Source organism: Nocardia sp. NPDC127606 (assembly GCF_042671725.1).
In the GTDB taxonomy this organism is placed as follows: domain Bacteria; phylum Actinomycetota; class Actinomycetes; order Mycobacteriales; family Mycobacteriaceae; genus Nocardia.
The window spans coordinates 960,137-977,973 of record NZ_JBHXWQ010000001.1 but is presented as its reverse complement, the minus strand read 5'-3'; the positions used below and the strand labels follow the sequence as shown (position 1 = coordinate 977,973).

The window sequence follows — 17,837 nt, the reverse complement described above, 5'->3', positions numbered from 1 at the left end:
CGGTGTCTACGCTCGATGTCATGGACGACAAGGAGGCAGCGCGTACAGCGGTCCGCGAATTCCTCAGCACACGCCGCGACCGAGTCTCACCCACCGACCTCGGTCTTCCAGCGACCAGCACCCGACGACGCGTGAAAGGGCTGCGGCGCGAGGAGGTAGCTCTGCTGGCAGGGGTGAGCGCGGAGTACTACATCCGCCTAGAGCGCGGCCGAGCCACCGGCCCTTCGCCTGCCGTTGTGGAGTCCATCTCCGCGGTTCTGCGACTCGACGACGACGAACGCGCGCACCTCGACCGACTCCTCGCGGCACTCACCCCCGAGGCCCGCAAACGTCGCACTGCCGCGCCGGTCAAGGACACCGTCAGTCCAGGCATCCGAGTGCTGCTGGACTCGATGGGTCACCTGCCGGCCGTTGTATTCAACAGCCGTCTCGACGTCCTCGCCGCCAACGATGTCGGACGAGCCCTCTACGCGACCATGTTCGACACCCAGGGCCCGCACAACACAGCACGCTTCATGTTCCTCGACGAACACGCGGCCCGCACACTGTTCCCTGATTGGGAACGCATCGCCAACGACACAGTGTCGATGCTGCGCATCGCCGCCGGTCGACACCCCGACAACCCGGAGTTGGTCGCCTTGATCGGTCAACTGTCCACCCGCAGCCAGCCATTCCGCACCCTCTGGGCCGCCAATGATGTCAAAACACACCGGGCAGGCGCAAAAGTGTTCCGGCATCCCCTGATCGGGGAACTCACCCTGCCGTTCGAGAACTTCACTGTCGACGCGGCTACGGATCAGTTCTTGACCGTCTTCACCCCGTATCCAGGCTCACCGGAACACGACGCGATCCGGCTGCTTGCCAGTTGGACCGCTCACGTCTTGAGCCCCGTGGAAATCGAGAGCTCCTCAGATATCTGAGCCGCATCACGAAATGATTCGAGTCGGACGCGGCCGCGATATGCGCGACCTACAGCGCGCGGAGCGCTGACATAGCGCGCGGCGAGGCAGCCACCGCGAGTCGATCGCGCCTATTGCGGCTCAGGGGCAGAACGGCGTAACGAGCGCCGCTGCCGCGCCGTTCAGAACGAGCGATAGGACTGCTCACTGTCACCAACAACAAGCATCCAAATTTGCAGTGCCACAAGACTTTCCAGCAAGATCGCGAGACTGAACTCCGCGAACAGGCCAGCAGAACCAGACAGCGGGGACTGAGTCAGGTTGCAGTATGGGGTATGAACCGCTGTTGGCAGGCGGCCCAGGACGCGAGGATCCGCAGCGCATCATGGGATGGAGTTCCCGGGGCGGCAGTCAGTACGACAAGTCGCTGCTCGGGGTCGATGCTCGAGCTGAGTGTCTCCCATTCGAGGGTGAGCTCGCCAGCCACAGGATGGCGAAAAGTCTTGGTGCCCATCGTATGGGCCGCGACATGGTGGGCACCCCACCATTGCCGGAAGTTTGGGTCCCGCACGGACAACTCACCGACAAGAGCGACCAACCGGGGGTCGTCCGGATTTTTCGCGGCTTGCATGCGCAGCTGTGCCACGGCCGTCCGGGCGACGCCGTCCCAGTCCTTGTACAGCGTCCGCATCGCCGGATCAGTAAAGAGGATCCGCGTGTTGTTTCTTTCCTTCTCCGGAATGTTCGCGTAGTCGGTAATCAGGGCTGCGGCCAGAGAATTCCAGGCGAGAATGTCCGAGCGGCACCCCACAACGAGTGCTGGCGTATTGGACAAGTCGTCGAGCAATCGCTGCAAGGTGGGCTGGACCTTCTGGACCGCGCGCCGTCGAGGCTTGGAATGTACCTTGCCCGCGAGTTCGAAAGATAGTCACGCTGGTCGTCATCCAGATGCAGAACCTGCGCCAGGGCGGTCAGCACCGGCGCGTATACCTGCATGCGCCCCTGCTCGATGCGGGTGTAGTAGTCGGTGCTGATAGCCGCGAGCTGGGCAACTTCCTCACGTCGCAGACCGGCCACCCTCCGCAGACCTCCCGAGTCGGGCAAGCCAACAAGCAAACGTGGGAATCGGTCAGTTCTGGTGGCAGCTCCGCGGATGTTTCCGACCCGCGAATAGTGTCGCGTCACGCCGTCCATCGGTAGAAATAGCCGGATGCGCCCAAGCCTTGCTCGATGGCCCCAGACCTACAGTCGCAACGGAGGTTCGGGCCGAGGGTGACGTGGCGAGGATCCTGCAAACGTAGCTATACTCGATAGCGGAAGAGCCGCTGACCGGGAACCTAGCATGTAAGTGACCCGTGATTGCTGTGCAGCCCCTCCATTCATTCTCGACTTTCTCGTCGCCTTGCGTGGTTCACACGCTCCATCACATCAAGCTGTTCAGATGGGTGAGGCGCCGGATTCGACTCGCGCTCAACAACACTCATCCCGATACGCCGCTGACAGAGATGTCTCGGCATGCCGGATGACCCGTTGGCCCGGCAACATCGTCCCGGCGATCCCTCCTCGCTCGAAATCATCTGCCCGAGCGCGCCACCGGAGCTCAACAGGTCGGCCACGCTGACGTTCCTGCGCCTGCTCGCTCACCACTCACAAACTGGCCAATCGCTGGAAGCACCCGACAGCAAGGAGTCCTGATGTCGTCCGATCAGACCGAATGGGCCGTCCTCGACGATCTCCTCGGATTGGAGAAGGCCACCACGTTCGACACGAGCCGCGAAGATCTGGCCTTCTACGGACGTTGTTCCACCGAAGACAACCAGGACCCCGAAACCTCGTATCAATGGCAACTCGGCAACGCCGAGAAGTTCGTCGACGGCACGATCGTCACCAGCTACTTCGATGTCGGACAATCACGTTCGGTCCCTTGGCATCGCCGCACCCACGCGAACCGACTGCTCGAGGAGCTCCGCAACCCCGACCGGGGGTGGACCGGAGTCGTTGTCGGAGAGAGCACCCGCTGCTGGATCGGCAACCAGTTCAGCCTAGTCGCTCCCCGCATCCACGCCTACGGCGTCTCGATCTGGGTGCCCGAACTCGGCGGCAGGTTCGACCCGAACAACGTCACCCACTCGACGATGATGAACATGCTCGGCGGGCTCAGCAAGTCCGAACGACAGCACATTCAGCTACGCACCCGCGCCAGCATGGATGCCCAAGTCCTCAACGAGGGACGCCACGAAGGCGGACGTCCACCCTACGGCTACCTCGTCGTCGACGGCCCACCACACCCCAACCCGAACCGGGCCGCTGACAACCTGAAACTGCGGATCCTGTCCATCGACGCCGCCGCGGCACCGGTGGTCCAGCGAATCTTTCGCGCCTATCTCGACGGGCGCGGCGACAAATCCATCGCCAACGAACTCAATCGCGACGCCATCCCCTGCCCCTCCGCACACCGGCCCGAGCAGAACCGGCACCGCAGCGGCGACGGCTGGCGGGCCTCCACCGTCGCAGCCATCCTGCAGAACCCCCGCTATACCGGCTACGCCGTGTTCGGGCGCTGGACCAAGACTAAACAGCTCCGCGACCCCGACGATGCCGCCGCAGGCAGAATCGTCAAGTTCAAACGCTCACCGCCACAACGCATCATCAGATCGCGCAGACCCGCTCATCCCGCGATCATCTCCGTCGAAACGTTCACACGGGCCACTCTGCAGCGCCAGGAACGCGGCGGGAGGAGCACCGCAGCGCATCCCACGCCGGCGCGCATCCGCTCAACGCCCAACGCCCAACCTCGGCTGTTCCGCGGCCGCATCCGCTGTGCTCTGTGCAACCGGAAGATGCAGGCCGAAACTATCCGGGGATCCGTCTACTACCGCTGTCGCGCCTCGACCCTGCCACCCGGCAGCCCGCACCGCGAACAACACCCGGCCACGGTGAACCTGCGCGAGGACCATCTCACCAAACCTGTCGACGACTGGATAGCAACCATGTTCGATCCCCAACAGCTCGACGCCACCGTCGCCACACTGCTCGAAGCAAGCAGCGACGAGAACACCGATACCCGACGGTCCGCGCTGCGCCGACGGATCCACCAGTCTCAGACCAAGGTCGACCGCTACCTCGCCGCAGTCGAAGCCGGAGTAGACCCTCAGGTCATCGGCGCGGCACTCGATGCTGCTCAGGCAGAGAAGGCTGCCGCGCAAACAGAAATCACCGTGCTGCCCGAGATCGAGCAATTGACCGCGACCGAGCTCCGCGAGCTCATCGAATCGCTGGGCAACTTGCGGTTCGTCCTGGCCAACCAGACACCGGAAACCAAGCTGGAACTCTACGAAGCGCTGACACTCCAGGTGAGGTATTCGCACGTGGAGCGTCGGATCGTACTAGCACAACATAGTTCGAGATAACGCTGAAGTCTGGGGACCCATCCGTTCTCCCCTACCGCAGGACTTGGGCCGCTGCATGGGTGGCGCCGATTCCCCTGAGAATCGCTGCGGCAGGCCAAGGACGCCGCTCGCCGATGCCACCCGATCAGCGTGGCGACGGTTCGACGGAACTGATGAATGGCGCAGTCTCCGAGATCGTCACTGCGGGTATCCCCCGGAGGTCGCAGCGGGGACTGCGGCCTCTGGGGGAACCTCCCCACCATCGAGGCCGGTCGGCCTCAGGGCTGAGATCGCTGACAGCCTCGAGTTATTCGGGTCGTTTCGGTGCCCATGGGTGCGGCCACGCGGTGAAGTCTTCGACGGGAGTAGTCAGTAGGGGCCATGATTTCGAGGCTTGGCTGCGTCCAGCAGCTCCCGCGCACAGGCCAGGACTGTCGTACCGGAGGGACGAAACGGGTCCGTGGCGGCCACGACCCAGGTCCGGGCGACCTGGTGGCCGGGTCCCAGTGACGGCAACGCGATGTCGACGTCGCGAACCACGACCACGCGTGCACTCCACAGTTGAGCCACCACGGCGGGGTCGCCGATCGGGTGCATGTCGGCCCGGATGAGGTAGGACCATGTTCCGGCGCGGGGTGGCCGATGATCGGGCACGGTCCCACGTTGCGGCGGTGCACTTCGATCTTGACCCGTTGGGCGAGATCGGCGGGCATCATGACCGCCCCGGTTGATCCGGCCGACATCATGATTCGTCCCGTTGCCGGGTCGACGAAGGACGGCAGGCCACAGACCTTGCGGTAGAACAGGCTTCGTGACTCCAGCGAAGCCTGCGTGGCCGCTGGCGTGTGCGCGTGCGTCACGACCTCACTCCTGCGATGAGGTGTGGCCGGGGATCGCGGTAGCGAGCCCGACGATCCGGTGGATGTCGGTGACCTCGCAGCCGAACCCGGCGGACCCCAGCAGGTCGGTGAGTTCGCCGATAGTGAGCGGCCATTCGCCGTAGGTCGACAGCAACCCGACGGCATCGGCGTCAGGCAGGCGTGGGTAGAACGTTTCCGCCACGGCCGCACGCATCGCCTCGACCGACAGGAGCGGGTCGGGTTGGATCTGGTCGGCCAGAATCAACCGGCCGTCCTCGGCCAGGACGCGTCGGAATTCGGCCAGCACTACCAACTGTTGGGTGGGTGGAACATGGTGGAGTGTGAACGTCGACACGATTAGATCGAACGCGTCGTCATCGAACGGCAAGGCGCACAGTCGGCGTAGACGAACGCCAACCGGGTCTGTGCCGACACCAGGTTGTAGATGTCGACGAGGGGGTTGATGCGGGGCAGTCGACCGCCGCGGTGCAGCAACCGCAGCAGCGTTTCCGGCGCGGCGACTTCGCTGTTCGCTGCCTTGCCGAGTTGGGCGTGGACGGCGAGGAAAGCTTTGAACTCGGGTTCGTTCTCGAGGGTCTTCGGGTCCGTCGCCGCCACTAACGCCTTTTCGGCGGTCTCGATGATTTCGTCGAGCTCGGGGCTCGATTCCTTCGGGACGGCGATACCACTGGCGACTAACGCGATGGCCTGGATACCGAGGTCACTGACCTGTTGATCGATGCTGAACGCGGTCACTACATCTCCTGACTGGGTTGGACGAATCACCGAAAGAGGCTCGCTCAGGTTCGGTTGATCCGACTGGCACGCGGGGTCCACGGCAGCCGATACAGACGGTCGAGCACCGAATGTTGTTGTGGTGCAGTGGCCGTAATGGTGATCCATGGCGGCAGCAGGACGGAGGCCGCGCCGGAAGGCATTGGTTCGTCGGACCTGTCGTGGTGGTCACCGATGCCGGGAGACGATTCATCCCGGCACCGGGACGGTTGTGTGGCCCATTCGCGGACAGCGGCGGCGACTCGGGACAACTCCTGCTCGGGAGCACCGATGTAGCCGGATGGGGCGGGACCGAAACCGGCGAGGTGGCGGCCGGGATCGCGCTTCGGCAGCAGGTCTGAGTGGATCAGTCCGAGGCTCTCGAGGTCTGCGAGCGCCGAAGCAAGCTCGCATGCGGCTGTGGATCCGGCTGATTCGTCGGAACATCTCATCTGCGGGTCCTCCTGGTGGCGCACGTTGCAGCGGTGCGGGGTCTCGATCGACGGAGTGCGACGGATTCCCCTGTGACGGGCTCTGATTCACATCGTGGCTGTCCGTCGGCCCCGCTAGGAACCGCGTAGTGGTGGGGTAGCGTGGGCGTATCGTGTGCATTTCCCAGGTCAGAGGTGCTGAGAAGCAGGAAGCGGCGATGATACGAGGGTGGGGCTGGACCGGATTCGAAGCGGCTGCGCTTCAAGAGGCGATGCGCCTGTCGATACGGGATTACGCGGGATTACTGGGTGTCGAGACGACCACTGTCACCAATTGGCGCGCAGGCCTCACCGGCGTGAAACCCAGGTCCGCGGCACAGTCGATCTTGGATACGGCTTACTTACACAAGGCGACCCCAGAGGACCGAGCCCGATTCGATCAGATTGTGGCTGAAGGAGAAGCCGCTTGGAGAAACCGGCATCTCCCGGCACCGCGTGCGACTCCGGAACCACCGCTGGACTCACACGCCGGCCGCGCCGATGGTCGGATTCTGTCTGAAATCGGGAACGGCGCGGACCGATTGCCGGAGCTCGATTCCCTGCCGGCCACATCGCTGATGCGCTCGCGAGCGGCGTCGGAAAGGTCCATTGCCGGTTTCGCGGCCGTCACGGATCTGTTGGCCGGCCAGCGCCAAAGCATCGCTCCCGGCGCGCTGATCGGACCGATCGAAGCTCATCGAGATGCATTAGCGGCCCTGTTCCGTGCTGCATCGGACGAGCGCAGCAAGAAGCATGCGGGAGCGCTCCTGGGCGAAACATCAGTGGTGGCGAGTCGGGTTTGGAGTGCTCTCGGTGACAGGTCGATGGCTCTCACACACTGCGCATTCGCCCGAAAGCTTGCAGATCAGTTGCAGGACAAGACGATGGGCGGGATCGCGCGCATCTTCGAAAGCAACTTGCGATCCGATGCCGCAACGCTGATCAGTTCGGATGGCGATGTCGTTATCGGGCTCCGGATACTCAAGGAAGCTGCCGACGTCACCGATTTCCTGCCACCCGCCGCGCGAGCGCGCATCGGTGCCGAGCAAGCCCAAGCCTTCGCGGTGCTGGAACTACGGGAGGAATGCGAGAAAGCGCTCCTACGTGCGCAGCGCGCCGCGGCAGAGATCGATGACAGCGATCGCTCGGGATTGTTCAGCGACTGGAACACCTCCCGCATTCAGGTCTATGTCGGCACGTGCCAACTCCTTCTCGGTCAGCCCAAACGCGCGATCGCAGCACTCACCGAGGCGTTGAACGCCTCGGACAGCGACAGTCCCAACGTCGCCCTCGCCGCGAGAGTCGATCTCGCCAGCGCCTACGCGCTGTCCGGCGAGTTGGAAGAGGGATGTCGAATCCTCGGCGACACCTACGACGCGCTGGCAGCTATGCAGAACCATCGCGGAATCGAACGCGCACAACGAGCCATCGAAAGGATGGCTCCCTGGCAGCATGAACGTCCTGTCCTCGCGATGCGGGAGCGGGTCGACAGTATCGAGGGCTATTGATCGGCTCTCGACCTCATGGTTGCGTGGATCGCCTTCAATACCGTGTCCGGGTCGAGTCGATCGACAATCGCATCGGGTGAATGCTCCGCCAGCTCTTCGGATGTCAGTCGGTGCGCTACGGCGACTACCCCGAAGTCCGCATGGCGAGCGGTTGCGATGTCGTTCGGAGCATCGCCGATGATGACGGTTCGTGCCGGATCGAGCGGATACCCGAACCTCGCTTCGTATCGGTCTGCCACGAACGCGGGCAGACCGAACCTGTCTCGCGCGTCTGAGCCAAAGGCGCCGATGTCCAGGTCGAGCTGTGAATCGAGACCTGTGACAGCAAGTTTGAAGGCAGCTGAAACCTTCAGATTGCCGGTGAGCGCGGTCTGAATGTACCCGTGTTCTGCCAGCGCTGCGATCGTACGAGCGGCACCTGGGTAGGCGGCTTGGTCGCGGACGAGCTCTGCCTCACCGCGTGACATGACATCCATCAGCACGTCCGGGTAGTGGTTGAGTCCGTCTTCTGCCGCTTCTTCGGTGACGCCGGATGCGATGGCGGTGTCTATCACGATGGATTCGTCGGTGTAGCCGTGTACGCGCGACGTCGGGAAGACGACTGCGGACTCGTCGAGCTGGTACGTCCCGGCCACGGCCCTCCGCAACCAGCGCAAGTCCGCGGGGATCAATGTGCCGTCGACATCCCAGACAACGAGGCCTGCGTGCGTCTCACCCATGCTGTCGGATTCTTGCAGACCGTGTTGCCGTCCGCACTGCGCGCGCCGATATCGACAGCCTTCTCGACGGACATGGCGTCAAGGCCACCGCGCAGTCATCGGAGGTCGTCGAGAGGTCGCGGCCGGTCGCCGAGAACCCTTCACCCAGTTCGTTCGCCATTTGCCAGTGATCCTTCGCGGCGCCCTTCCGCGACAATCAAAACCCTTTGGAGGCAGCATGACCCACCTCAAATTCGCATTCGCCGGCCGCGTGTCGACCGAAGACCACCAAGATCCCGAGGCCTCACGCAACTGGCAACTCGCACGTGCCAGGACCCTGATCGAACGCGAAGGTGAGATCGTCACCGAATTCTTCGATATCGGTCAGTCACGGTCGATCCCCTGGAAGCGCCGACCCGAAGCGAACCGATTACTCGCCCAGCTCGCCGACCCGAACCGAGGGTTCGACGCCGTCGTCATCGGCGAACCCCAGCGTGCCTTCTACGGCAATCAGTTCGGACTCACTTTCCCCGTCTTCGTCCACTACGGCGTCCAACTCTGGGTTCCCGAGGTCGGCGGACCGATCGATCCCGATTCCGAAGCTCACGACCTCATCATGTCGGTGTTCGGCGGCATGTCCAAAGGCGAACGCAATCGCATCAAGATCCGCGTCCGCGCATCGATGGCAGCCCAAGCCCAGGTCGAGGGCCGGTACCTCGGTGGCCGTCCGCCCTACGGCTACCGGCTAGCCGACGCCGGACCCCACCCGCACCCCGGCAAAGCCGCCGACGGCAAACGACTCCACCGCCTCGAACCCGATCCCGTCGCGGCACCGGTCGTCCAGCGCATCTTCGACGGATATCTCTCCGGCGTAGGCATCTTCGCCATCGCCCAGCAACTCACCGCCGACGGAATCGCCTGCCCGTCCGCGCACGATCGCGCACGGAACAGCCACCGGAAAGGACTCGCCTGGTCGAAAAGCGCCATCCGGACGATCCTCACCAACCCTCGGTACACCGGCTACGCCGTCTGGAACAGGCAGCGTAAGCAGGAATCGCTGATCGACGTCGAGGACGTCGCCCTCGGACACCAGACACGCCTCACGTGGAACCCCAAGTCCGAGTGGGTGTTCTCCGATCAACCCGCCCACGAACCACTCGTTGACCGCTCCGACTTCGACCGGGTTCAGCGTCGTCTGGCATCTCGCGGACCCGGATCCAGCGGCCGCGCAGTCCGAAAGCGCAAACACCCCTACGCCTACAAAGGATTGATCACCCACGAAGGATGCGGTCGACTCATGCAAGGAACGTGGAACCACGACAGAGCCCACTATCGCTGCCGCTACCCCTCCGAGTACGCCCTCGCCAACCACATCGACCACCCGCCCTCGGTCTACTTGCGAGAGGACCATCTCACCGAGCCGATCGACCGATGGCTGGCCCAGGCCTTCAGACCGGACCAGATCGAGCAGGCAATCACTGCGCTCGAAACTGCGCGCACCGATCGATCGGCAGAACTCGTCGCCGCAAGGGAGTCGATCGGCGAACTCGATCGACGACTGGCCCGCTACCACGAAGCTCTCGACGCGGGTGCGGATCCGTCGACAGTCGCTGGCTGGACTCTGCAGACCCAGGCTGATCGCCGACTTGCCGTGAGCTATCTGCAAGATCTGGAGGAACGAACTGATGGACAGGACTCTCGGCCGACTCGCGAGGAGATCTATGAGATCGTCGAGGCGGGTGAAGAAATTCTGGCGGCACTTCGTGGAGCCGACCCGGAAGAGAAGAACCGGCTGTACCGGCAGCTCGGCCTCACAGTGATCTATGCAGATAAGACTCGGGAGATAGTTGTCGAAGCAACCATCTCCCGTGGACGTCCCGTTCGTGTCCGGAGCACCCGGCCTCTGCTGGTGGCCGACCGGCCGGTGACCTGTTCACGCCGCTCCCAGCGGAAACCGTCATCGCGGATGCAGAGCCAACGCTTTGCCTCTCAATGGTGCCCGCCAGCGGCCACGAAAGGTGGCCAGAATTCGTATCGCGAACGCCAGGCCGATGCCATGTTGTGTCGCCAACCCGACTTGAAGATCTTCCGCAAAGACATACGCCCACGGGGTGGTATCGCTGAAGCGATACCACCCCGTGGGCGTACTGTTTGTGTCCGGAGGGGGACTTGAACCCCCACGCCCTAATACGGGCACTAGCACCTCAAGCTAGCGCGTCTGCCATTCCGCCACCCGGACTTGCTGGTGTGCCAAAAGATTATCCGACGCACCGTCGGAAACCAAATCGCCTAGCTGACCTGCTGTTTGTTCAGGTTCTGCATCCCATCCCGCATGGCTCTACAGCACTCGCGTAGTTCATTGAGCGCGTCCCGAAGCCGGTTGAACGGCACCGCATCTGTGGATCAGCACACGGGTCAAGCCGGCGGCTATTTCCCCGCAGCTACCGGCAGGCTGAGGCTGGTGACGGCGACCGCGACCTCGCGCGGCACCAATCCACTACGGAAGCCTCGAGCGGCCCCAGCTACCTCGACCCGCACGCGGTGGCCCGGCTCGAAACGGTGCACGGCAGCGGGCACCGTCACCTCCACGGTGGCGTCGGAGTTGATCCGCGTAGGAACGGTGTTGCCGATGCGCGTTGCGGTGCCGTCAGGGGCGAGGTCGTACACGGTCACGAACAGCACTGGAGCTTCGGCAGCGGTCGCCGCCGCGGCGCCGGACACCGTCAGGGTTACTCGTGGCGCCCCTACCTGCACGAGGGTGTCGGTGAGCGGCTCGCCGGTCCAGGCCGCCGCGACCTCGGGCGATGCACCGGGGCCTGAACGTAGGGACACGACACCGGCGCTGAGCGGAAGATCGGTGCGAGTGGCTGCCTCGTCGAGACTGGGTGCGGTGGCGTACGCGGGTTCGGCGTTGCCCGCGTAGGAGACCCAGTCGCGGAACCAGGAGAACTCGGGAGCCGGTGCGACGGGTTCATCTTTGAGGTGGCGGTCGAACCAATCCAGGTAGCGCGAGACCAGGTAGTCGGAGTCACGGCTCGGCGCCAGTTCGTTCAGCTCACCAGGAATCGGGTCGGCGCCGTGTCCACGGTAGTGCCAGATCATGCTCACCTCGACGCCGCGCTGCTTCAACCCGTCGTAGGTGGCGGTGGCCTCTTGCAGATCGAACAGGGAATCACGTTGCGCCTGCATGAGCAGCACCGGCACCCGCACCTTATCGATGTAGTCAGCGACCGAAGTCGACTGCAGATACTCGGCTTCTTCGGCCCCGGCATAACCCTGGGCGAGCGAGACACTCAGTGCCGGACATACCGAGTCGGAGAAATTGGGGCACGGGAATATCCGCGACGGGTCAGCGAGGTAGCCCTCGACACCGGGAGACAACACCCCGATGGCCGCAAGGCCGGTCACCCACGTGGACTTGGTGGCGCCGGTTCCGCCCCTGCCATGTCCGCCGGGGCCGACAGCGCCGTCGGGTGACAGCGCGTAACTCAGATCGTTCCAGGTGATCATCGGCACGATCGTGTCGATGCGCGGATCGGTCGCGGCCGCGGCGAACTGCACTGCGCCACCGTACGATCCGCCCAACATCCCCACCCGCGGGTCGTGAGCGAGCGTTTCGCCCGACGCGCCCCGCCGGTCGGTCTGAACGAAGTCGACAGCGGCCGCCGAATTCCTCAGCGCCGGATCGGTATACGCAATCCCCGCCGCGCCACCCAGAAAGCTCACCAATTGCTGCGCGGCACGGCCGTCCCACTCACGATTGTCGAGACCGACTTCGCAGGTCGAATCACCGAATCCCAGACCCGAATACATCAGCGCCGCGTATCCCTGCTCAGCGAGCATCGCCCCGGTTCCCGACAGACCTTCCTTGGATAGACCGAAGCCGTTGGTCGAGAGAACGGCCGGGACCTGCGTGGCGGTCGAAGCACTGGACGGCCGGTATAGATCACCCTCGATCGTGCACCGCTGGGCGCCGTCGGGACCGGTCACGATGTCGAACCACAGCGGTGTCACGCTGATATCGCCAGGCGCAGCGACCGCGGCCCCCGGGACTACCGCAGCGGACAAAGCCAACACCGATACCACGACCGCGGTCAGCGCCCTCGCAACCCGAACCCGCTCGAATTCCACGTCCCATTCCCGCCTCTGCTCACAACAAGATCCGATCGAGTGTGGCATAGGCGACGATGCAAGGCAAAGCTGGCTTAATTACCGTTAAGTAAGCTCCTGGTTCAGGCCGGTGGCATCGAAAGACCGAATTGATTGGCAAGCAGGCCGGTGAATGTTCGCATGCCCGCGACCATGTCGAAGTTCTCGTCCAACAGCCACAGATGTTCCAGCCCGACGAGAGTCGCGATGATCAGATCGGCCATTCTCGTGATGTCCGCCGACTCGACTGCCGCCACCTCGCCGTTGCGCAATGAACGCTCGGCCACGACCTCCGAAGCGCTGCGCAGTCGGTCCAGCCGCAAGCGCGACCATTGCGCGGCCATCTCCGAACTGTCACCGGGAGCGAGCGCGCACAGGTGCTCCAAGCGAATGACCGCGCGGTCGTGCACGTTTTCCGCAACGGTGCGCACCATGAGTTCGAGCGCGTCGGTCAGGGTGAGGTCCTCGTAGCTGATGTCTTGCTCGTCCGCTACCAGCCTGCCCCGATCTTCCAACACCGCCATCAGCAACGTCTGTTTGTCCGGGAAGTGGTGCAGGACACCAGGTGCGGAAAGTCCGGCCGACTTCGCGACAGCGGTGATCGAGGTCCCCGCGTAGCCCCGCTCGGAGAACAGTTCGAGCGCTGCCTTCAGGATCCGTGCGCGAGTCTCGCGGCCGGCTTGATCGGAGACCAAGGTACGTGCCATCTCAGGCCCCCTTTCTCGTTGTCGCGGCCGCACAATCGTACTGGCGGCCGAATACCCCCGTCACCAGCCTGTCGAGCGCTCAGTAGGCAGGCCAGGTACGGGATTGACGTTTGCGGTGCCTCCCCGATCCGGGCATCCCCCGGCACCAGCGACCTCCAGCCCCTCTCCAACCTTCAGTTACACTGAAGGTTGTGAAGCCTCTCCCCCTGCCTCGCCTCCGTGTCGCGCCGGGCGCCCCTCTCCTACGAGAAGAGAGGTGCTGGGCGTGAGCTTCCGTCATTACCTACGCCGGCCCCCGGCCATCAGTGCCGCCGAGGCGGTGCGCCTGGTCGCGGAGGGCGCGGTCATCGTGGACGTCCGCCGTGACTTCGAGTGGAATCGAGCGCACATCCCGGGTGCCGTGCACATGCCGCTCGAGGTGCTCCCCGCGCGCTACCTGGAACTCCCCGAGGACCGGCTGCTCATCACCTTCTGCACCGGCGGTCTTCGTTCCGCGGGCGCGGCGAACCTCTTGGTCGAGAACGGCTTCGAAGCCGTCAACATGAGCCGTGGCCTGATCGACTGGCGCGCCGCCGGTGGGCCGCTCACCCCGTGAGAACGGCGCCCCAGCACGTGCTCATCGTCATCAGGGGGTCAGGGCGGCCGGCTCGGCTCGGCGCGTGCGGTAGGCCTTGTCGCTGCGGATTGTCGAGCCGGAAAGCGAGTCGGGCGTGATCAGCGCGGGCGGGCATCCAGCACACAGTCCGGCGCGGCCGTGGGCACCGTCCGCAGCAGCGTGAAACCGCCGCGCGCGAGCAGCTCGCGGAACTGTGCCTCGGTGCGTTCGTGGCCGCCGTCGGTATTGACCAGCATCTCCAGGTCGATGAACTTGCCCGCGTGTGGACGCTGATGATCGGGCAGCACCAGTTCGACCACCAGCAGCCGGGCAGACGGGTCCATCGCGGCGTGGATCGTGCGCAGGATCTGCTCGGCCTTGGCGTCGGACCAGTCGTGCAGGATGTGTTTGAGCAGGTAGGCGTCACCGCCTGACGGGACCTCGTCGAAGAACGACCCATCGCGCGCCGCGCAGCGCCCCGCCAACCCGTGCGCCGCGAGTTCGCTGTCCAGGTTCGCGACCACGTCGGGCAGGTCGAACACGATGCCCTTCGCGTCCGGGTAGCGGTCGAGGATCTCCACCAGCAGGCTGCCACGACCGCCGCCGACATCCACCAAGGTATCGAACTGGCCGAAATCGTAAGCGGCCAGCAGCGGTTCGATGGACAGCGTGCTGATGCTGGTCATCGCGCGGTCGAACAGGTCGCCGGTCTCGCGGTGCGTCGCGGCATACTCGAAGAAGCTCGCACCGTCGAGGGCGGGGCCGACGGCTTCGCCGGTGCGTACCGCGTCGGTCAGGTGGGTCCAGTGGTTGCGGTGATACGGCGAACCGAAGAACAGCGACGTATCGCGCAGCGTCACCGCGCTGTCGGAGCGCAGCGACTCGCCCATCCTGGTGAGCCCGTAGGAACCGTCGCGGTGCTGAGCGAACACCCCGAAACTCACCAGCAGGCGCATCAGCCTGCGCACGCCGTCCTCGTCGGCGCCCACCGCCGCGGCCAGCTCGGCCGCCCCGCGCCGCCCACGGGCCAGTTCGTCGGCGATACCCAGCTCGGCCGCGGCACTGATCGCCTGCGAGAGGAATCCGGCGATCTGTAGTTCCAGTAGCGCGATATGGCCGGGAACCAGTCGGCGATGCAGCGCCGAGAGCGCGTCGCGCACTCGTTCGATGGCTCGCAGAACCGGTGTGGGTGGTGGCTTCTTCGGTGCTGTGGACGTCATGGCGGCTCCATCGTCGGCCGGTTGACCTGCACGTACGCGACGAAGCTTACGGGAATCACGCGTCGGGATACCGGAACCGGGTCAGGTCGGGGTTGCCAAGGCGAACGGCAGGACCCAATAGCGCCTGATACCAAGTTCTTTCGCGAAACGACTCTCCAGGAGGAGCTTTTCGCATCCCATACCGCGCCAGTTCGACCGCCTCAGTCGGTAGGCCTGGTCTGCTGTCGATTTGGCATCGACCGTCGCGGTCGGCTCCCCATCGTTCATGAGGGACAACGGCAAAAGCTTCGATGCCGACCTCACACAGCACTGCTGTCGTCCGATCACGCTGTTGATCGCGGTCAGTGACCGCGACGACGTCGAGCACGACCCGGCGCAACCGGGACTGCTCCCAACACCGACGGCACGATTTGGGGGGTGTGTCGGCCGGTGTCGCGGTTGAGGTCGGTGCGAGTGAAGCCGGGTTCGCCGGCGTTGATCCGTACGTGCGGGAACGCTTTCGCAGACTGGTCGGTCACCATGTTCAGGAGGTCTTCGAGCGGCTGTGATCAGGCCATCGTCGTCTTGCTACCGTGGTGCGACAGTTGCCGTACGCGAGCGAGGTTGCCCGATTGTTCTTCCGAGCTTTTCACCCGGCCCCGCGGTCCCCTGACCGCGTCGTCCTCGAATGCTTCGGAGAGTGCCATGCCAACCCAGATCACCGCGCTCGCGGTCAGCAAGTCTTTCGACGGCGATCCCGTTCTCACGGATGTGACATGTTCGCTTGACGTCGGCGAGCGCACCGGGATCATCGGCGAAAACGGCTCCGGCAAGACCACTCTGCTGCGTTTGTTCGCCGGTCGGGTGCAGCCCGACAGCGGCGAGATCGTCGTCCACGCCGAGGGTGGCATCGGCTACCTCGCGCAAGACGAGCAACTCCCCCAGCACCTCACTGTGCAGCAGCTCATCGACCAAGCTCTCACCGAGCTGCGAGCGGTCGAGGCCCAGATGCGCCGCCTCGAGATCGCGATGGCTGACGGCGACGAGTCCGGAATCGACGAATACGGTGATCTGACACTACTTTTCGAACATCACGGCGGATATGACGCCGACGCGCGAGTGGAGCAGGCTTTCCACGGACTGGGGTTGGGCCTGGTAGCTCGCGACCGCACGATCGGCGAGCTATCGGGCGGTGAGCAGGTCCGACTGCGCCTAGCCGCGGTGCTGGCGGCAGCTCCGGAACTGCTGTTGCTGGACGAACCGACCAACCACCTCGACGACGTCGCCCTGACCTGGCTCGAAGACCACCTGATCAGCCGGCGCGGCACGACGGTGGCGGTCTCCCATGACCGGGCCTTCCTCGAACGGGTGACAACCAGTCTGCTGGAGGTCGACGCGGACCGGCGGCGCGTCGTCCGCTACAGCGACGGTTACCCAGGATTCTTGGCGGAAAAGGCGGCCGAGCGAGCGCGATGGGTGCAGGCGCACGCGCAATGGCTGGCCGATACCGCACGATTCCGCGAGGCCGCCGACACCACCGCCCGCAGGGTCGCACCGGGCCGGGCGATGGCCGACAACAACAAGATGGCGTACAGCCGGGCTGGTGGACGGGTGCAGCAATCGGTGGCCAGCCGGGTTCGCAATGCGCAGGAACGGCTGCGGCGCCTGCTCGCCAACCCGGTGCCGGCACCGCCGCAACCCCTCCGATTCGCGCCCACCCTGGCGACCGCCGGCGGAGACGGGACCGGGCTCGAGGCCACCGACATCTCCGTCGCGGGCAGACTCGAGCCGACCAGCGTGACGCTCGCCGCGGGCGACCGCCTGCTGATCACCGGCCCGAACGGCGCGGGCAAGACCACCCTGCTACGCGTGCTGGCCGGTCAACTCGCACCCGACACCGGCACCGTCGCCCGGACCGGCAAGATCGGCTACCTCGCGCAGGAACCACCGCCCGCCGTCCGCGGACGCATGATGTTCGTCGCCTTCGCGCGCGATCGCCCGGGTGACCCAGAATTCCACGGCGACCAACTGCTCTCACTCGGTCTGTTCGACGTCTCCCAGTTCACGACGCGTGTCGAGGACCTGTCCACCGGCCAGCGCCAGCGCCTCGCCTTGGCGCGCTTGGTCACCGAACCCGTCGACGTGCTGCTTCTCGACGAGCCGACCAACCACCTGTCACCAGGTCTGGTCGAAGAGCTGGAAACCGCGCTCACCCATTTTCCGGGAGCCATCGTGGTCGTCAGCCACGACCGGCGACTGCGGAGCCGCTGGGAAGGCACCCACCTCGCCTTACAGGCGTCCGCCGCCGTGTGAACGACGTAGCCCATAAACCAGCCACCACCCTATTCATCGCAGCCGATGCGAGAACGTCAGTTGACCACGACGCGCAAGAGCAGACCACGACCACGGCGGCACGGGTGCGCACGAACATGGAGCGAAACCGGAACGGCCCCTGGCTCGGGGCCGCCGAGCTAGCTCGCGCCGCTTATCGATCAGCGCACCGTGTATGCGGCAGCTGCTGCGCGGCGAAGGCACCAGTCAGCGCCGGATCCAGGAGGAGATTCTTCGCGACCGTGCCGTCGGAGCGTT

General features: G+C 64.7%; 15 protein-coding genes and 1 tRNA gene. 6 read left to right on the top strand and 10 right to left on the bottom strand.

Annotated features, from left to right (window positions below; genetic code table 11):
- Window positions 1-20 precede the first annotated feature (20 nt).
- On the top strand, window positions 21-920 hold the full coding sequence (locus ACFVJ5_RS04630; RefSeq protein WP_379218501.1) for a helix-turn-helix transcriptional regulator: 900 nt from the start codon (window positions 21-23) through the stop codon (window positions 918-920).
- 295 nt (window positions 921-1,215) lie between these two features.
- Here ACFVJ5_RS04630 and ACFVJ5_RS04625 read toward each other — a convergent pair whose 3' ends face one another.
- Complete coding sequence (locus ACFVJ5_RS04625) at window positions 1,216-1,746, bottom strand: hypothetical protein (protein ID WP_379218500.1); 531 nt, start codon at window positions 1,744-1,746, stop codon at window positions 1,216-1,218.
- Entirely contained in the window at window positions 1,659-2,093 is a 435-nt protein-coding gene (locus ACFVJ5_RS04620; RefSeq protein ID WP_379218499.1) for a helix-turn-helix domain-containing protein, read from the bottom strand. The genes ACFVJ5_RS04625 and ACFVJ5_RS04620 overlap by 88 nt, the downstream gene beginning before the upstream one ends.
- A 500-nt stretch (window positions 2,094-2,593) precedes the next feature.
- On the opposite strand from ACFVJ5_RS04620, the gene ACFVJ5_RS04615 reads away from it, so the two are divergent.
- Window positions 2,594-4,309 (top strand): recombinase family protein, encoded by a 1,716-nt coding sequence (locus tag ACFVJ5_RS04615; protein WP_379218498.1) that lies wholly within the window; start codon window positions 2,594-2,596, stop codon window positions 4,307-4,309.
- 348 nt (window positions 4,310-4,657) lie between these two features.
- Here the strand turns inward: ACFVJ5_RS04615 and ACFVJ5_RS04610 are convergent, their stop codons facing one another.
- From ACFVJ5_RS04610 to ACFVJ5_RS04600, 3 genes are all read right to left on the bottom strand, one after another.
- Window positions 4,658-4,942, bottom strand: coding sequence for a hypothetical protein (locus tag ACFVJ5_RS04610; RefSeq protein ID WP_379218497.1), 285 nt, complete (start codon window positions 4,940-4,942; stop codon window positions 4,658-4,660).
- Window positions 4,943-5,152: 210 nt separating this feature from the next.
- Entirely contained in the window at window positions 5,153-5,536 is a 384-nt protein-coding gene (locus tag ACFVJ5_RS04605) for a class I SAM-dependent methyltransferase (protein WP_379218496.1), read from the bottom strand.
- Window positions 5,506-5,904 carry a hypothetical protein gene (locus tag ACFVJ5_RS04600; protein WP_379218495.1) on the bottom strand — a complete coding sequence of 133 codons (399 nt, stop codon included), beginning with the start codon at window positions 5,902-5,904 and terminating at the stop codon, window positions 5,506-5,508. The genes ACFVJ5_RS04605 and ACFVJ5_RS04600 overlap by 31 nt, the downstream gene beginning before the upstream one ends.
- Window positions 5,905-6,526: 622 nt before the next feature.
- On the opposite strand from ACFVJ5_RS04600, the gene ACFVJ5_RS04595 reads away from it, so the two are divergent.
- A complete protein-coding gene (locus tag ACFVJ5_RS04595) occupies window positions 6,527-7,900 on the top strand; it encodes a hypothetical protein (RefSeq protein WP_379218494.1) in 1,374 nt (457 codons plus the stop codon).
- Here the strand turns inward: ACFVJ5_RS04595 and ACFVJ5_RS04590 are convergent.
- A complete protein-coding gene (locus ACFVJ5_RS04590; RefSeq protein WP_379218493.1) occupies window positions 7,894-8,619 on the bottom strand; it encodes an HAD family hydrolase in 726 nt (241 codons plus the stop codon). The two genes, ACFVJ5_RS04595 and ACFVJ5_RS04590, sit on opposite strands and share 7 nt — an antisense overlap.
- Window positions 8,620-8,836: 217 nt before the next feature.
- On the opposite strand from ACFVJ5_RS04590, the gene ACFVJ5_RS04585 reads away from it, so the two are divergent.
- The gene (locus tag ACFVJ5_RS04585; RefSeq protein ID WP_379218492.1) at window positions 8,837-10,771 is read left to right on the top strand and encodes a recombinase family protein; all 1,935 of its coding nucleotides are present in this window, start codon (window positions 8,837-8,839) and stop codon (window positions 10,769-10,771) included.
- Here ACFVJ5_RS04585 and ACFVJ5_RS04580 read toward each other — a convergent pair.
- From ACFVJ5_RS04580 to ACFVJ5_RS04570, 3 genes are all read right to left on the bottom strand, one after another.
- Window positions 10,753-10,837 (bottom strand) — tRNA-Leu (locus ACFVJ5_RS04580). The genes ACFVJ5_RS04585 and ACFVJ5_RS04580 overlap by 19 nt on opposite strands.
- A 188-nt stretch (window positions 10,838-11,025) precedes the next feature.
- Complete coding sequence (locus ACFVJ5_RS04575) at window positions 11,026-12,612, bottom strand: CocE/NonD family hydrolase (RefSeq protein WP_379218491.1); 1,587 nt, start codon at window positions 12,610-12,612, stop codon at window positions 11,026-11,028.
- A 218-nt stretch (window positions 12,613-12,830) separates the two neighbouring features.
- Window positions 12,831-13,454, bottom strand: a complete 624-nt coding sequence (locus ACFVJ5_RS04570; RefSeq protein ID WP_379218490.1) for a TetR/AcrR family transcriptional regulator — start codon at window positions 13,452-13,454, stop codon at window positions 12,831-12,833.
- Between the two features lie 265 nt (window positions 13,455-13,719).
- Here ACFVJ5_RS04570 and ACFVJ5_RS04565 point away from each other — a divergent pair, with 265 nt between their 5' ends.
- Window positions 13,720-14,049 carry a rhodanese-like domain-containing protein gene (locus ACFVJ5_RS04565; RefSeq protein ID WP_379218489.1) on the top strand — a complete coding sequence of 110 codons (330 nt, stop codon included), beginning with the start codon at window positions 13,720-13,722 and terminating at the stop codon, window positions 14,047-14,049.
- A gap of 119 nt (window positions 14,050-14,168) precedes the next feature.
- Here the strand turns inward: ACFVJ5_RS04565 and ACFVJ5_RS04560 are convergent, their stop codons facing one another.
- Window positions 14,169-15,269, bottom strand: coding sequence for a methyltransferase (locus ACFVJ5_RS04560; protein ID WP_379218488.1), 1,101 nt, complete (start codon window positions 15,267-15,269; stop codon window positions 14,169-14,171).
- 684 nt (window positions 15,270-15,953) lie between these two features.
- Here ACFVJ5_RS04560 and ACFVJ5_RS04555 point away from each other — a divergent pair.
- Window positions 15,954-17,561, top strand: coding sequence for an ABC-F family ATP-binding cassette domain-containing protein (locus tag ACFVJ5_RS04555; protein WP_379218487.1), 1,608 nt, complete (start codon window positions 15,954-15,956; stop codon window positions 17,559-17,561).
- Window positions 17,562-17,837: the final 276 nt, after the last annotated feature.

Excerpts from the sequence above, each read along its gene's own strand:
- ACFVJ5_RS04630 (WP_379218501.1), top strand. The coding sequence starts at position 21 with ATGGACGACAAGGAGGCAGCGCGTACAGCGGTCCGCGAATTCCTCAGC.
- ACFVJ5_RS04620 (WP_379218499.1), bottom strand. The coding sequence starts at position 2,093 with ATGGACGGCGTGACGCGACACTATTCGCGGGTCGGAAACATCCGCGGA.
- ACFVJ5_RS04615 (WP_379218498.1), top strand. The coding sequence starts at position 2,594 with ATGTCGTCCGATCAGACCGAATGGGCCGTCCTCGACGATCTCCTCGGA.
- ACFVJ5_RS04590 (WP_379218493.1), bottom strand. The coding sequence starts at position 8,619 with ATGGGTGAGACGCACGCAGGCCTCGTTGTCTGGGATGTCGACGGCACA.
- ACFVJ5_RS04585 (WP_379218492.1), top strand. The coding sequence starts at position 8,837 with ATGACCCACCTCAAATTCGCATTCGCCGGCCGCGTGTCGACCGAAGAC.
- ACFVJ5_RS04570 (WP_379218490.1), bottom strand. The coding sequence starts at position 13,454 with ATGGCACGTACCTTGGTCTCCGATCAAGCCGGCCGCGAGACTCGCGCA.
- ACFVJ5_RS04560 (WP_379218488.1), bottom strand. The coding sequence starts at position 15,269 with ATGACGTCCACAGCACCGAAGAAGCCACCACCCACACCGGTTCTGCGA.
- ACFVJ5_RS04555 (WP_379218487.1), top strand. The coding sequence starts at position 15,954 with ATGCCAACCCAGATCACCGCGCTCGCGGTCAGCAAGTCTTTCGACGGC.